The sequence below is a fragment of the Variovorax xiamenensis genome (assembly GCF_050916385.1).
In the GTDB taxonomy this organism is placed as follows: domain Bacteria; phylum Pseudomonadota; class Gammaproteobacteria; order Burkholderiales; family Burkholderiaceae_C; genus Variovorax.
On record NZ_CP139038.1, the window covers coordinates 3,381,140 to 3,395,668 of the forward strand.

Consider the following 14,529-nt stretch of genomic DNA (forward strand, 5'->3'; position numbering starts at 1 on the left):
AGCGCGTTCAGGCTGCGATCGCTGCGTCGCGCTGGTTCGCGGCTTCGGCCGTCGCCACCAGGATGTCGGCGCGGGCCGATGCCAGGGCGCTGTTGCGGGCTTCGTCGCCCATCGCCACGCCCTCGGCGCGCACGATGCGCACGTCGGTGATGCCGAAGAAGCCGAAGACTGCCTTGAGGTAGCTCTCCTGGTGTTCCATGGCCTGGCCGCCTTCGCTGGTCGAATAGACGCCGCCGCGGCTGGAGGCCACGATGATGGTCTTGCCGCCGGCCAGGCCCACGGGGCCCTTGTCGGTGTACTTGAAGGTGCGGCCGACCTGGCCGAGGCGGTCGATCCAGGCCTTCAGCTGGGTCGGGATCGAGAAGTTGTAGAACGGCGTGCCGATCACGACCACGTCCGAGGCCAGGAACTGGCTCACGAGCTTTTCGGACAGGGCGTTCTCGCGCACCTGGGCTTCGGTCGGCTGGGCCTGCACGCCGATCTTGATGCCCAGTGCGTCGGCACCGAAGTGCGAGGGGGCGTCCACGGCCAGGTCGAGGTATTCGACGGCGGTGTCGGGATGGGCGGCGCGCCAGGCGGTCACGACTTCGGCCGAGAGCAGGCGCGAGGTCGAGTTGGTGCCGAGGATGCTGGAGTCGATGTGGAGCAGCTTCATTTCAATCAATCACTTTCTGTGTTGGCTGTCGGCGCTCAATGTGGCCGGCGGATGTGAGAATTCTATTTTTCGACCGAGTGGATGATAAGTAGCCAAAATTTGCCTACATCGTTCCATTTGCAGGACAATAAGTGCCATGCAAGACCTCAACGACATGGTTTTCTTCGCCGAAGTGGCCGAGCGCGGCGGCTTCGCGGCTGCCAGCCGGGCAATGGGCATTCCCAAGTCGCGCCTCTCCCGCCGCGTGGCGGAACTGGAAGAGCGCCTGGGCGTGCAGCTCATGCAGCGCAGCACCCGGCGGCTGTCGCTCACGCCGGCCGGCGAGATCTACCTCCGGCACGCCTCTGCCATGCGCGACGCGGCGCAGGCGGCGGCCGAGGCGGTGGCCCAGGTGCAGACCGAGCCCAGCGGGCTGGTGCGGCTGAGCTGCCCCGTCACCATCGCGCACAGCGGGCTGGCGCAACTCATGCCGGTGTTCATGGAGCGCTACCCGGCGGTGCGCATCGACATGAAGGTGATCAACCGGCCGGTCGACCTGATCGAGGAGGGCATCGACATCGCCCTGCGGGTGCGTCCCGCCATCGAGGACAGCACGGTGCTGGTGGCCAAGACCTTCGGCTACAGCCGCGGCGTGCTGGTGGCGAGCCCGGCGCTGGTGGCGCGGCATGGCCCGGTGCAGACGGTGGCCGACCTGGCGAAGCTGCCCACGGCGGCCATGTCGGTCAATGGTGAAGGGCGCAGCGACTGGCGGCTGGAAGGCCCGAATGGCGAGAGCCTCGTCCACTCGCACACGCCCTTGTACGTGGCGGACGACCTCGCCACGCTGCAGTTCGGCGCGCTGGGCGGCATCGGCGCGACCATGCTGCCCGACTACATGTGCCGCGCCGACGTGGAGGCCGGCCGTCTGGTGCGGCTGCTGCCGGGCTGGGGGCCGCCGCCGGTGGTGGCCCACATGGTGTTTCCGGCGCGGCGGGCGCTGGTGCCGGCGGTGCGCAAGCTGATCGACTTCCTGATGGAGCACCTGCAGAGCGCGGACATGCGGATGTTCTAGGCGCGAAAGGGCGCCAAATCGGGGTCAGGTCGGCTCGTTATGCGGAAAACGTCATATCCAAACAAGCAGATATTCGTTTGGCATTGAAGCAAGGGTTCGCACAATCCGGGACTCCCATCCAATCCAGGAGCGACCATGGCTACTCTGCGTCTCGGCGACACCGCCCCCAATTTCACCCAGGATTCGAGCGAAGGCCCCATCGACTTCTACCAGTGGGCCGGCGATTCGTGGGTCGTGTTCTTCTCGCACCCCGCCGACTTCACGCCCGTGTGCACCACCGAACTCGGCAAGACCGCGGCGCTGTCGGGCGAATTCGCCAAGCGCGGCGTGAAGCCTATCGCGCTGAGCGTCGACCCGGCCACCAAGCACAAGGAATGGATCGGCGACATCAACGACACGCAGAACACCACGGTCAACTTCCCCATCATCGCGGACGCCGACCGCAAGGTGGCCGACCTGTACGACCTGATCCACCCGAACGCCTCGGCCACGGCCACTGTCCGCAGCGTGTTCATCATCGACCCGAAGAAGGTGGTCCGCACCACCATCACCTACCCGGCGTCCACCGGCCGCAACTTCGACGAGATCCTGCGCGTCATCGACTCGCTGCAGCTCACCGACAGCCACAAGGTCGCCACGCCCGTGAACTGGAAGGACGGCGACGACGTGGTCATCATCCCGGCCATCCAGGACCCGGCCGAACTGGCGGAGCGCTTCCCCAAGGGCTTCAAGGCCGTGCGCCCGTACCTGCGCATCACGCCGCAGCCGAACAAGTAAGCGGGCAGGGCGGCTTGGTCATGCAGACGCGTGTTGTCATCGTGCCGGGTTGGCGCGACTCCGGGCCCGGCCACTGGCAGAGCCTGTGGGAGGAGCGCATTCCGGGCGCGGCGCGCGTGGTGCAGGACGACTGGGCCTCGCCCAAGCGCGAAGCCTGGGTCTCGACGCTGGCCAAGCTGGTGCTGGAGGGCGACAGCCCGGTGGTGATCGCGGCGCACAGCCTGGGCTGCATCGCCACGGCGCACCTGCCGCCCGAGGCCGCGGCCCGCATCCAGGGCGCGCTGCTGGTGGCTCCGGCCGACCCCGAGCGCCGTGCCGTGCTCTCCGACTTCGCGCCCGTGCCGTACGCCGCGCTGCCTTACCGCAGCATCGTGGTGGCCAGCAGCAACGATCCGTACTGCCCGATCCGTCTTGCCGGCGCGTATTCGCGTGCCTGGGGCAGCGAGTTCGTGCGGATGCAGAATGCGGGCCACATCAATATCGATTCGGGGCACGGGGACTGGCCGCTGGGCCTTGCCTTGCTCCAGTCGCTGACCGACGAGCCCGCCGCATGGTCGGCGGGCCGTGAATTTTCAGAAAACCTGGCAACCACATGACTTCCAGAATCAAGACCTTCGTCGCCGTGCTCGCGCTGGCGTCCTCCGCACTCGCCGGCAGCACCGCCTTCGCCCAGGGCACCGGGCTGCTGAACGCCTCCTACGACGTGGCCCGCGAGTTCTACAAGGACTACAACGCGGCCTTCGTAGCGCACTACAAGAAGGCCACCGGCAAGGACGTGAAGATCGACCAGTCGCACGGCGGCTCCAGCGCGCAGGCCCGCGCGGTGGCGGACGGCCTCGACGCCGACGTGGTCACGATGAACACCTCCACCGATATCGATTTCCTCGCCAATGCCGGCGTGGTCGCGAAGGACTGGAACAAGAAATTCCCCGAGAACGCATCGCCGACCACGTCGACCATGCTGTTCCTCGTGCGCAACGGCAACCCCAAGGGCATCAAGGACTGGGACGACCTGGTCAAGCCCGGCGTGCAGGTCGTGATCGTCAACCCCAAGACCGGCGGCAACGGCCGCTACGCCTATCTGGCCGCCTGGGGCTACATCAAGAAGAAGGGCGGCACCGACGCCCAGGCCGCCGAGTTCGTCGGCAAGCTGTTCAAGAACGTGCCCGTGCTGGCACGCGGCGGCCGCGATGCGACCACCGCCTTCCTGCAGCGCAACATCGGCGACGCGCTGATCACCTTCGAATCGGAAGTGGTCTCCATCGACCGCGAATTCGGCACCGGCAAGGTCGACTCGGTCTACCCGTCGATCAGCATCGTTGCCGAGAACCCGGTGGCCGTGGTCGAGCGCACCGTCGCCAAGAAGGGCACCGGCGAACTCGCCAAGGCGTATCTCGACTGGCTGTATTCCGAAGAGGCCCAGGAGATCGCCGCCAAGCACGCGCTGCGTCCGCGTTCGCAGACGGTGCTCAAGAAGTACGCCTCGACCTTCAAGCCGCTGCAGCTCTTCACGGTCCAGGAGCTGTTCGGCAGCCTCGGCGAAGCGCAGAAGGTGCACTTCAACGACGGCGGCCAGTTCGACAAGTTGTACACGCCCGGCGGCAAGTGAAGCACACCCCCAGTCTTCGCGCACTTCGTGTCGCTTCGCCAACCCCCTTGCAGGGGGCAACACCTGCGGCCCGGCAAAGCCGGTTCCGCGGTGTTCCACGAAGTGACCAGCGCTTTAACAACGGACCGTTCTCATCATGAGTGGTGTGACTTCTTCGGCGCTCCCGTCCGCGGGAGCGCCTTTTTCGCGTGCCAACCGGGCAGGGGGCGCCAAGCGCGTGCTGCCGGGTTTCCACATCACGCTGGGCTTCTCGATCCTGTATCTGAGCCTGATCGTGCTGATCCCTCTGTCGGCGCTGGTCTTCAAGACCTTCACGCTGAGCTGGGAGCAGTTCTGGGTGGCCGTGACCGCGCCGCGCGTGATGGCCTCGTACCGGCTGACCTTCGGCGCCTCGCTGATCGCTGCCATCGTGAACGCGGTGTTCGGCCTGCTGGTGGCCTGGGTGCTGGTGCGCTACAAGTTTCCGGGCAAGCGCATCGTCGACGCGCTGGTCGACCTGCCGTTCGCGCTGCCCACGGCCGTGGCCGGCATTTCGCTGACCGCGCTGCTCGCGGGCAATGGCTGGATCGGCCAACTGCTGGAGCCGCACGGCATCAAGCTGGCCTTCACGCCGGCGGGCGTGGTGATCGCGCTGATCTTCATCGGGCTGCCCTTCGTGGTGCGCACGGTGCAGCCAGTGCTGGAAGATGCCGAGAAGGAACTGGAAGAAGCCGCGACCTCGCTGGGCGCGACGCGGCTGCAGACCTTCACCAAGGTGATCTTCCCGTCCATCGCGCCAGCGCTGCTGACCGGTTTTGCCATGGCCTTCGCACGCGCCATCGGCGAGTACGGCTCGGTGATCTTCATCGCCGGCAACATGCCCATGATCTCGGAGATCACGCCGCTCATCATCATCGGCAAGCTGGAGCAGTACGACTACGCGGGCGCCACGGCGGTCGCGCTGGTGATGCTGGTCATTTCCTTCTTGCTGCTGCTGGTCATCAACGGCCTGCAGGCATGGCAACGTCGCCGTTCGGGAAGCTGACATGAGTGCCCCTTCCAAAGTCGTTCGCCGCGCGCAGGCCGGCACCACCGAAGCCGCCTGGGTGCGCTGGCTGCTGATCGGCCTCGCGCTCGGCTTCATGTTCCTGTTCCTCGTGCTGCCGCTGGCCGCCGTGGCGACCGAGGCGCTGCGCAAGGGCGTCACCGCGTACATCGATGCGCTGAAGGAGCCTGACGCATGGAGCGCGATCCGCCTCACGCTGATCACGGCCGCCATCGCCGTGCCGATGAACCTGGTGTTCGGCGTGGCCGGCGCCTGGGCCATCGCCAAGTTCGAGTTCCGCGGCAAGGCGCTGCTCACCACGCTGGTCGACCTGCCGTTCGCGGTGTCGCCGGTGGTGGCGGGCCTGATCTACGTGCTGGTGTTCGGCGCGCAGGGCTGGCTGGGGCCGTGGCTTTCGGAGCACGACATCAAGATCATCTTCGCCGTGCCCGGCATCGTGCTGGCGACCGTGTTCGTGACTTTCCCGTTCATCGCGCGCGAGCTCGTGCCGCTGATGCAGGCGCAGGGCACCGACGAGGAGCAGGCCGCCATCGTGCTCGGCGCGACGGGTTGGCAGACCTTCTGGCGCGTGACGCTGCCCAACATCAAGTGGGGCCTGCTGTACGGCGTGATCCTGTGCAATGCGCGCGCCATGGGAGAGTTCGGTGCGGTATCGGTGGTGTCGGGCCACATCCGCGGCCAGACCAACACCATGCCGCTGCACGTGGAAGTGCTCTACAACGAATACCAGTCAGTGGCCGCCTTCGCGGTGGCTTCGCTGCTGGCGATCCTGGCGCTGGTCACGCTGGTGATCAAGTCGGTCATCGAGTGGCGCCATGAGCGCGAGATGAAAGCCATTGCCGAGCTGCCCCCGGAACGGCCTCCTGAAACCACGGCGGCCTGAGCCTGAGAGAGAAGAAATCATGAGCATCGAAATCCGCAACATCAGCAAGCAGTTCGGCGACTTCCGCGCGCTGCGCGACGTGAACCTCGACGTCGATTCGGGCGAACTGGTCGCGCTGCTCGGCCCCTCGGGCTGCGGCAAGACCACGCTGCTGCGCATCATCGCGGGGCTGGAGACGGCCGACACCGGCAGCATCCTGTTCTCGGGCGAGGACACCACCGACGTGCACGTGCGCGAGCGGCAGGTGGGCTTCGTGTTCCAGCACTACGCGCTGTTCCGTCACATGACGGTGTTCGAGAACGTGGCCTTCGGCCTGCGCGTGAAGCCGCGCAAGGAGCGCCCGAGCGACGCGCAGATCAGGCAGAAGGTGACCGACCTGCTCAAGCTGGTGCAGCTCGACTGGCTGGCCGACCGCTATCCGTCGCAGCTCTCGGGCGGGCAGCGCCAGCGGATCGCGCTGGCCCGCGCGCTGGCGGTGGAGCCCAAGGTGTTGCTGCTCGACGAACCTTTCGGCGCGCTCGACGCCAAGGTGCGCAAGGAACTGCGACGCTGGCTGCGCCGGCTGCACGACGAGCTGCACGTCACCTCCATCTTCGTCACGCACGACCAGGAAGAGGCACTCGAGGTGGCCGACCGTGTGGTGGTCATCAACAAGGGGCAGATCGAGCAGGTCGGCTCGCCGCAGGAAGTGTGGGACCAGCCCGCGAGCCCGTTCGTCTACGGCTTCCTGGGCGACGTGAACCTGTTCCACGGCCGTGCCGACAACGGCGCGGTGCAGCTGGACGGCATGCGCCTCGAATCTCCCGAACACAGCGGCGCGCGCGATGCCAAGGCCCGTGCCTACGTGCGCCCGCATGACATCGACGTGACACGCTACGTGAACGGTGCCTCGGGCATCGTCGCCACGCTGTCGCGAGCGATCGTCGTCGGACCCATCGCGCGGCTGGAACTTGAGCCCACGGAATCGAATCCAGATAATCCGGGCTCCGGAACCATCATCGAAGCGCAACTCCCTGCGCAACAGTTCCGCGATCTGGGCTTGAAGGAGGGCGACACCGTCGTCGCCAATCCGCGCAAGGCCAGAGTGTTCGTAGAAGAAGATTGGGTATCTCCTTGATCGATTGGTACTTCGGCGCGCCGCGCCGCGCGTTTGGGCTGATCTGCCTTGCCTGCGTTCTGATGCTGGCTTTCGGGCTCTACCTGCAGCACGTGGTCGGGCTCGAACCCTGTCCGATGTGCATCGTGCAGCGCTATGCGCTGGTGCTGGTGGCGATCTTCACCGGGCTGGCCGGAGCGTTCCGCAACGTGGGGCTGCGGGTCGTGGGCGGCGTGCTGGCGCTGCTGGCCGCGCTGGGTGGCGCCTATACGGCGGCCTCGCAGAGCTGGCTGCAGTGGTATCCGCCCGAAGTCGTTTCCTGCGGGCGCGATCTCTACGGAATGATCGAGACCTTCCCGCTGAAGCGAGCTCTGCCGATGATCTTCCGCGGCGGCGGCGACTGCTCGAAGATCGACTGGTCGCTATTCGGCCTGACGTTGGCGAACTGGTCGTTCATCGCGTTCGTCGTTCTCTCGCTGCTGCTGATCACGCTTCTCGTGCGCTCGCGCCGCGCACGCTGAAACGGCGGCACAAAAGAAAACGCCGCCCGTCCGGGCGGCGTGTCGAGGAAGCCGGATCTTCCTCAGTTGAACCAGCCCTGGCCGGAGAAGCCGCAAGCCATTTCTTCCAGCAGGCTGCGCCAGTACCAGCGGCTCGAGCAGCTGTTGACCATGGCGGTGTTCACGGGCTGAGCCATTTCGGGCTTGGCGGCCGGCGCAACGAGGCTCAGCAGGTCTTGCTGGGCCGAGACTTCTTCCATCCTGGTCTTCGAAGCGGGCGTGCCGACGCTGGCGACGATGCCCGTCGGCTGCAGCATGTCGCTGTCCTGCGGCGTGTGGGCCGCGCTCGCTGCGCCGCTGAAAGCCAGCAGCGTCGCAATTGCACCGGCCAGGGCCGCATTGCGCAGCAGCGTGTTCGACTGTTTGAATTTCATGGTCGTTTCCCCTTAATTGAATGCGTCGAAAAAGAGATGCCCCGGCCGCGAAAAAGATATTCGCGGGCCATTGGCATCTGCTGTCGTGGGCGGCTTGCAATGCGCTGCCCAATTGCGAATGTAGGAGTGCAATTGGCCTGTACACAGTGCCTAAAGTCACGATCTGGCCGGGGCGTGAATCGTGGCGCATCTCCTTGTAAGAGGATGGTGTCAATACTCGGTGCGGGTCTTTAAAAGTCCTTCAGCAAACGCAGCTAGGATTGTGTGAAACCCTGCGGAACTTCTTTTCCGGTGCTGAATTCTTCGAGGGAAACAACCCGCCTTCAGCCTCCCTTCATTTTTTTCCCTTTGCATGCCCAATAACCCACCCCGGCGATCGCGCAAATACCTGATCGGCATTGCCGTTTTCATCGTGCTGGCCGTCATTGCTTCTTCGCTGCTGAGCCCGGCGAAGAAGAGCGAATACCTCACCGCCACGGTGCAGCGCACCGACCTGGAAAACGCCGTGCTCGCCACCGGCGTGCTGCAGGCGCTCAAGCAGGTCGAGGTGGGCGCGCAGGTGAGCGGCCAGCTCAAGTCGCTGAAGGTGGTGCTCGGGCAGACGGTGAAGAAGGGCGACTGGCTCGCCGAGATCGACCCCGTCATCTCGCAGAACACCTTCGCGCAGGAGCAGGCCAAGCTCGACAACCTGCAGGCGCAGAAGCTCGCGAAGGAAGTGCGCGTCAAGCAGGCGCAGCTCACCTGGGCGCGGCAGCAGGAGATGCTCGCGCAGGACGCTGCCGCCAGACAGGACATGGAAAGCGCCGACGCCGAATTGCGCGCGCTGCGCGCCGACGCGGTGTCGCTCGAAGCGCAGATCCGCCAGCAGAAGCTGGCCGTGGCCTCGGCGCAGCAGAACCTCTCGTACACGCGCATCGTCGCGCCCATCGACGGCGACGTGGTTTCCATCAGCACGCTCGAAGGCCAGACCGTGGTCGCCGCCTTCCAGGTGCCCACGCTGATGAAGCTGGCCGACCTGTCGACCATGACCGTCAAGGCGCAGGTGTCCGAGGCCGACGTGGTGCGCGTGAAGCCCGGCCAGCCGGTGTACTTCACCATCCTCGGCGACCCCGACAAGCGCTACCACGGCACGCTGCGCGCGGTGCAGCCTTCGCCCGAGAAGATCAACAACGCCGTGTTCTTCAACGCGCTCTTCGACGTGCCCAACCCCGACCGCACGCTGCGCGTGGACATGACGGCGCAGGTCGCCATCCTGCTGGGCGAGGCGAAGCAGGCGCTGACCGTGCCGCTGACCGCGCTGGGCGCACGCGACAAGGACGGCCGCCAGGAGGTGCGCGTGCTCAAGGCCGACCAGACCGTGGAAACGCGCAAGGTGCGCGTCGGCATCTCCAACAACTTCCAGGCCCAGGTGCTCGAAGGGCTGAAAGAGGGCGACAACGTCATCACGGGCGACGCCTCGGCGGTGACCGAGCGCGGCGAAGGTGGCGACAACAACGGCAACGGCGGCGGACGGGGCAAGCGCTGATGACGCAGGAGCCCAAGACGCCACTGCTGACCTTGCGCGGCATCGGCCGCAGCTTTCCTTCGGGCGAGCAGGAAGTGCAGGTGCTGAAGGACGTCAACCTCGACATCGGCAACGGTGAGATGCTGGCCATCGTCGGCGCCTCGGGTTCCGGCAAGTCGACGCTGATGAACATCCTCGGCTGCCTCGACAGGCCGAGCACCGGCACCTACACCGTCTCGGGCCAGGACGTGGGCGCGCTCGACAGCGACGCGCTCGCCGAGCTCCGGCGCGAGCACTTCGGCTTCATCTTCCAGCGCTACCACCTGATGCAGCACCTGACGGCCGCCGGCAACGTCGAGGTGCCTGCCGTATATGCCGGCACCGACGGCCAGGCCCGCGACTCGCGCGCGCGCCAACTGCTCGCGCGGCTGGGGCTGGGCGACCGTACCGAGCACCGGCCCAGCCAGCTCTCGGGCGGCCAGCAGCAACGCGTGAGCATCGCACGCGCGCTGATGAACGGCGGGCAGGTGATCCTGGCCGATGAACCCACCGGCGCGCTCGACAGCCGCAGCGGCCAGGAGGTGATCGGCATCCTGCGCGAGCTCCACGCGCAGGGGCACACGATCATCATCGTGACGCACGACATGCAGGTGGCGAGCTGCACCGAGCGCATCATCGAGATCGCCGACGGCGTGATCGTGGGCGACAGGCCCAACGTGCCGACCGTGGCAGCGCCAGCGCAGGCGGCTGCGCAAGCAGACACCGCGGCCCCCACGGCGATGACGAAGCCCAGGCTGGGCATCGCGCGCTTCAGCACCGGCTGGGCCCGCTTCGCCGAAGCCTTCCGCATGGCCTGGCGCTCGATGATGGCGCATCGCATGCGCACGGCGCTCACCATGCTGGGCATCGTCATCGGCATCACTTCGGTGGTGTCGATCGCGGCCATCGGGGAGGGCGCCAAGCGCTACGTGCTGTCGGACATCCGCGCCATCGGCACCAACACGCTCGACGTGTATCCGGGCCGCGACTTCGGCGACGACAAGGCCACGAGCATCCGCACGCTCATACCTTCGGACCTCGACGCCATCGCGGTGCAGCCCTACGTGCACAGCGTGACGCCCACCACTTCGCGCAGCCTGCGCCTGCGCTATCGCAGCGTGGACATCAACGGCACGGTGAACGGCGTGAGCGACAGCTTCTTCCGAGTGCGCGACATGCAGATGGCCAGCGGCGCGGCCTTCACCGCCTCCGACGTGCGCCACCAGTCGCAGGTGGTGGTGATCGACCAGAACACGAAGCGCAAGCTGTTTCCCGACGGCACCGAGCCGGTGGGCAAGATCATCCTGGTGGGCAGCCTGCCGTGCACGGTGATCGGCGTGGCACAGGAGAAGAAGACGGTGTTCGGCGACGGCAACAAGTCGCTCAACATCTGGCTGCCCTACAGCACCGGCGCGAGCCGTCTCTTCGGGCAGCAGCACTTCGACAACATCACGGTGCGCATCCGCGACGACCAGCCGACCAAGGCGGCGGAAGACAGCATCGTCAAGCTGCTCACGCTGCGCCACGGCACCAAGGATTTCTTCACCTTCAACATGGACAGCATCGTCAAGACGGCGGAGCGCACCAGCCAGTCGCTCACGCTGCTGCTGTCGCTCATCGCGGTGATCTCGCTGGTGGTGGGCGGCATCGGCGTGATGAACATCATGCTGGTGTCGGTGACCGAGCGCACGCGCGAGATCGGCATCCGCATGGCGGTGGGCGCGCGCCAGAGCGACGTGCTGCAGCAGTTCCTGACCGAGGCGGTGCTGGTGTGCCTGGTGGGCGGCCTGATCGGCGTGACACTCTCTTACGGCATCAGCTTCCTGTTTTCGCTTCTCGTCAAGCAATGGCAAATGATCTTTTCAATCGGCGCCGTTATCTCGGCGTTTCTCTGCGCGTCGCTGATCGGCGTGCTGTTCGGCTACCTGCCGGCGCGCAATGCCGCGCGGCTGGACCCCATCGAGGCGCTGGCTCGTGAGTAAGGCGCGTCTTCTTCCGTCGGCCATGGCGGCGGCCGTGTTGTTGATGCTCGGCGGGTGCACCCTTTTCAAGCCGGAGCAGCGTGCGCAGCGCCCGCTGGAGATTCCGCAGGGCTGGCAGCAGTCGGCCGACCCGGGCAGCGCGGCCGAGATGCTGTCCTCCGGCTGGTGGAAGGCTTTCAACGATCCGCAGCTCGACCAGTTGATCGACAACGCGCTGCGCACCAACAACAACCTCGCCGTGGCCGGCATCCGCGTGCAGCGCGCGCAGCTGCAGGCCGGCCTCGCGAACACGAACCTCACGCCGAGCGTGGTCGGCCAGGCCAACACCAGCCGCAGCTACGACCTGAAGCACGGCGGCGTGGCCGGCTCCGCGTCGAGCTCGCTGGTGACGCTGAGCTACGAGCTCGACCTGTGGGGCCGGCTCTCCGCAGTGCGAAGCGCCGCCGACTGGGAGCTGAAGGCCACCGAGTCCGACCGCCAGGCGGCCGCGCTGGCCTTGATCGGCACCACGGCCGGCGCCTACTGGCAGACCGGCTACCTGAACCAGCGCATCGCGCTGAGCGAGGCGGGCATGGAAGACGGCCGACGCATCCTCGCGCTGGCACGTGTGAAGTACGCAGCGGGGGCGGTGTCGGGGCTGGATGTGGCGCAGGCCGGCCAGAACCTCGCGACACAGGAGGCCGCGCACACGCAACTGCTGCAGCAGCGCGTGGAGGCGCGCAACGCGCTGGCGATCATCTTCGACCAGCCGCCGGAGCAGATGGCGGCCGAGCCGACGCAGTTGCCGGACGGCGCCTTGCCCGTCATCGATGCCGGCGTGCCTGCGAGCCTGCTGGGCCGCCGCCCCGACCTGCGCGCCGCCGAGCAGCGGCTGCGCAGCGCACTGGCCAACGTCGACGCCACGCGCACCGGCTTCTATCCGGCGCTGAGCCTGACCGGCACGCTGGGCACGACGAGCACCGCGCTCGGCGAGCTGCTGAAGAACCCCGTGGCCACACTGGGCGCGGGGCTGACGCTGCCGTTCCTGCAATGGAACACCGCGCGCCTGACCGTGGCGGTGTCGCAGACGCAGTACGAAGAGGCGGTTGTGGGCTTCAGGCAGTCGCTCTACACGGCGCTGTCCGAGGTCGAGAACGCGTTGTCGTCGCGCACGCAACTGCGCGCCGAGAGCGAAAGCCTGGCGCTGGCGCTTCAGGAGGCACAGCGGGCCGAGCGGCTGTCGGAAGTGCGCTACCGCGCCGGGGCGACCGCGCTGCAGCCGGTGCTCGATGCGAAGGACCGGCGCCGTACGGCGGAGGTGTCACTGGCGCAGAACCGGCTGAACCAGCTCAACGCGACGATGACGCTCTACAAGGCGCTGGGCGGCGCGGCCGTCCCGCTCTAGCTGTGCAGCTTGCCGGCCAGGTCAGTCCTGGAACGGCGGCTTCTTCGCCAGCTTGCGCAGCAGCAGCAGCGGCAGGCGCAGCACGAACTCGACCATCAGCCGCGCATGCATCCAGGTGAGCAGCACGTTGTCGCGGCCGTAGCGGAAGTGCGAAACGCCGCCTTCCTCGGCCGTCAGGTATTTCACCGGCGCGTCGATGTTCACCGGCTTGACCCCGCGCCATGCCAGCCGCACGACGGCCTCGGTGTCGAAGTCGAAGCGGCGCATCCAGGGCTGGCGCGCCATCACCTCGATCAGGTCGGCGACCGGATACACGCGAAAGCCGTAGAGCGAATCGCCGACGCCCGCGAACAGGGTCTCGAGCTGCGTCCAGCCGTTCGACACGCGCCGTCCGCGCACGCGCAGCAGCGGCGCGCTGGCGTCGAACACCGGGCGGCCGAGCACCATGGTTTCGGGGCGCCGCAGCGAGGAGTTCATGAAGGCGGGGATCAGGTCCGCCGGATGCTGGCCGTCGGAGTCCATCGTCAGCGCGTGGGTGAAGCCGGCTTCCTTCGCGGCGCGCAGGCCGTGCAGCACGGCCGAGCCCTTGCCCTGATTCTGCGGCAGCACCCACACGCGCAGGCCCGGATCGCCCTCGGCCATCTGCTGCAGTCGCTCGCCGGTGCCGTCGTCGCTGCCGTCGATCACCACCCATACCGGGTTCCACTGCGCGCGCGCGGCGGTGACCGTGGAGAACAGGCGCTCGCCGGTGTTGTAGCTCGGGATCAGGACAAGGTGTGTGCGCGAGGCGTCTGGCATTCGGGGGACGCGTCGGTGGCGCGCTGCTCCATGTTTTGTCGGAAGTATTGTTCGAGTTCGGCCTGCAGCACGTCGCTGTCCTGCGTGGGCGCGAAGCGCTTGCCCAGCCGCAGCCTGAAGACGATGGGCAGCGGCGGCACGCGCCACAGCGGCCAGCCCTTGGCGAGGTAGGGCGAGTCGGTGTCGATGAAAACCGTTTGAATGGGCGCCTGTGCCAGCTTGGCGATCAGCGTGGTGCCGGGACGGAAGGGGTTGAGCGGCGGCGTCACCGTGCGCGTGCCCTCGGGGAAGATCACCAGTTGGCCGCCGTTGCGCAGGTCGTTCACCGCCAGGCGCACCATGGTGCGGGCCGACTTGTTGCTGATGTAGCGCGCCAGCCGGGCACCCGCGCCCAGGAAGATGTTGCCCATGAGGTCGGCCTTCATGATGCAGGCGCTGCGCGGCAGCCGGGCCACCAGCAGCAGCGCGTCGAGCATGGTCGGGTGGTTGGCCACGAAGATCACGCCGGGCTCGTTGCGCATCGGGTCGAGGCAGGTGGCGTCGATGCGCATCATGCCGGTCACCGAGGCCAGCCACCAGAACATGCGGTAGGCGAAGGCGATGGTCATGCGGCCCAGTGCGCGTGCGGGTGCCGCCGGCATCACCGGGTGGATGAGCATGGCGAAGACGTTCCAGACCAGGGAGATCAGGCCGAGGAACAGCAGCAGCGCGTAGAGCATCAGCGCGAGCGGAATCGACGTGAGAAATCTCAGCACGCGAGTCATTGAATCGG

Annotated in this window: 15 protein-coding genes; 11 read left to right on the top strand and 4 right to left on the bottom strand. The window is 66.9% G+C overall.

Annotation, left to right across the window (positions count from 1 at the left end):
- Positions 1-7: 7 nt before the first annotated feature.
- The gene (locus tag SFB74_RS15430) at positions 8-655 is read right to left on the bottom strand and encodes an FMN-dependent NADH-azoreductase (RefSeq protein WP_125950764.1); all 648 of its coding nucleotides are present in this window, start codon (positions 653-655) and stop codon (positions 8-10) included.
- A gap of 136 nt (positions 656-791) precedes the next feature.
- On the opposite strand from SFB74_RS15430, the gene SFB74_RS15435 reads away from it, so the two are divergent.
- The 8 genes from SFB74_RS15435 to SFB74_RS15470 all read left to right on the top strand — a co-directional run bounded on the left by SFB74_RS15435 (position 792) and on the right by SFB74_RS15470 (position 7,637).
- A complete protein-coding gene (locus SFB74_RS15435; RefSeq protein WP_432731653.1) occupies positions 792-1,706 on the top strand; it encodes a LysR family transcriptional regulator in 915 nt (304 codons plus the stop codon).
- A gap of 135 nt (positions 1,707-1,841) precedes the next feature.
- Positions 1,842-2,483: a peroxiredoxin gene (locus tag SFB74_RS15440; RefSeq protein ID WP_432731654.1), complete on the top strand. Its 642-nt coding sequence runs from the start codon at positions 1,842-1,844 to the stop codon at positions 2,481-2,483.
- 20 nt (positions 2,484-2,503) lie between these two features.
- Entirely contained in the window at positions 2,504-3,079 is a 576-nt protein-coding gene (locus tag SFB74_RS15445; RefSeq protein WP_432731655.1) for an RBBP9/YdeN family alpha/beta hydrolase, read from the top strand.
- Entirely contained in the window at positions 3,076-4,092 is a 1,017-nt protein-coding gene (locus SFB74_RS15450) for a sulfate ABC transporter substrate-binding protein (RefSeq protein ID WP_432731657.1), read from the top strand. Before SFB74_RS15445 ends, SFB74_RS15450 begins: the two co-directional genes overlap by 4 nt.
- A 136-nt stretch (positions 4,093-4,228) precedes the next feature.
- Positions 4,229-5,116: a sulfate ABC transporter permease subunit CysT gene (cysT, locus tag SFB74_RS15455; RefSeq protein ID WP_432731659.1), complete on the top strand. Its 888-nt coding sequence runs from the start codon at positions 4,229-4,231 to the stop codon at positions 5,114-5,116.
- Position 5,117: 1 nt separating this feature from the next.
- Positions 5,118-6,020 carry a sulfate ABC transporter permease subunit CysW gene (cysW, locus tag SFB74_RS15460; protein ID WP_432731660.1) on the top strand — a complete coding sequence of 301 codons (903 nt, stop codon included), beginning with the start codon at positions 5,118-5,120 and terminating at the stop codon, positions 6,018-6,020.
- Positions 6,021-6,039: 19 nt separating this feature from the next.
- Complete coding sequence (locus SFB74_RS15465) at positions 6,040-7,137, top strand: sulfate/molybdate ABC transporter ATP-binding protein (RefSeq protein WP_432731661.1); 1,098 nt, start codon at positions 6,040-6,042, stop codon at positions 7,135-7,137.
- Positions 7,134-7,637, top strand: a complete 504-nt coding sequence (locus tag SFB74_RS15470; protein WP_432731663.1) for a disulfide bond formation protein B — start codon at positions 7,134-7,136, stop codon at positions 7,635-7,637. The genes SFB74_RS15465 and SFB74_RS15470 overlap by 4 nt, the downstream gene beginning before the upstream one ends.
- Before the next feature lie 62 nt (positions 7,638-7,699).
- On the opposite strand, the gene SFB74_RS15475 is transcribed toward SFB74_RS15470, so the two are convergent.
- Positions 7,700-8,050 (bottom strand): hypothetical protein, encoded by a 351-nt coding sequence (locus SFB74_RS15475; RefSeq protein ID WP_432731664.1) that lies wholly within the window; start codon positions 8,048-8,050, stop codon positions 7,700-7,702.
- Positions 8,051-8,402: 352 nt separating this feature from the next.
- Here SFB74_RS15475 and macA point away from each other — a divergent pair, with 352 nt between their 5' ends.
- The 3 genes from macA to SFB74_RS15490 are packed head-to-tail and all read left to right on the top strand — an operon-like array spanning position 8,403 to position 12,959.
- Positions 8,403-9,575, top strand: coding sequence for a macrolide transporter subunit MacA (gene macA, locus SFB74_RS15480; protein ID WP_432731665.1), 1,173 nt, complete (start codon positions 8,403-8,405; stop codon positions 9,573-9,575).
- Positions 9,575-11,575 (top strand): macrolide ABC transporter ATP-binding protein/permease MacB, encoded by a 2,001-nt coding sequence (gene macB / locus SFB74_RS15485; protein ID WP_432731666.1) that lies wholly within the window; start codon positions 9,575-9,577, stop codon positions 11,573-11,575. Before macA ends, macB begins: the two co-directional genes overlap by 1 nt.
- A gap of 22 nt (positions 11,576-11,597) precedes the next feature.
- Positions 11,598-12,959: an efflux transporter outer membrane subunit gene (locus tag SFB74_RS15490; protein ID WP_432731939.1), complete on the top strand. Its 1,362-nt coding sequence runs from the start codon at positions 11,598-11,600 to the stop codon at positions 12,957-12,959.
- A 21-nt stretch (positions 12,960-12,980) separates the two neighbouring features.
- Here SFB74_RS15490 and SFB74_RS15495 read toward each other — a convergent pair whose 3' ends face one another.
- Both SFB74_RS15495 and SFB74_RS15500 read right to left on the bottom strand, forming a co-directional pair.
- Positions 12,981-13,757: a glycosyltransferase family 2 protein gene (locus SFB74_RS15495; protein ID WP_432731667.1), complete on the bottom strand. Its 777-nt coding sequence runs from the start codon at positions 13,755-13,757 to the stop codon at positions 12,981-12,983.
- Positions 13,724-14,521: a lysophospholipid acyltransferase family protein gene (locus SFB74_RS15500; RefSeq protein WP_432731670.1), complete on the bottom strand. Its 798-nt coding sequence runs from the start codon at positions 14,519-14,521 to the stop codon at positions 13,724-13,726. The genes SFB74_RS15495 and SFB74_RS15500 overlap by 34 nt, the downstream gene beginning before the upstream one ends.
- Between the last annotated feature and the right edge of the window lie 8 nt (positions 14,522-14,529).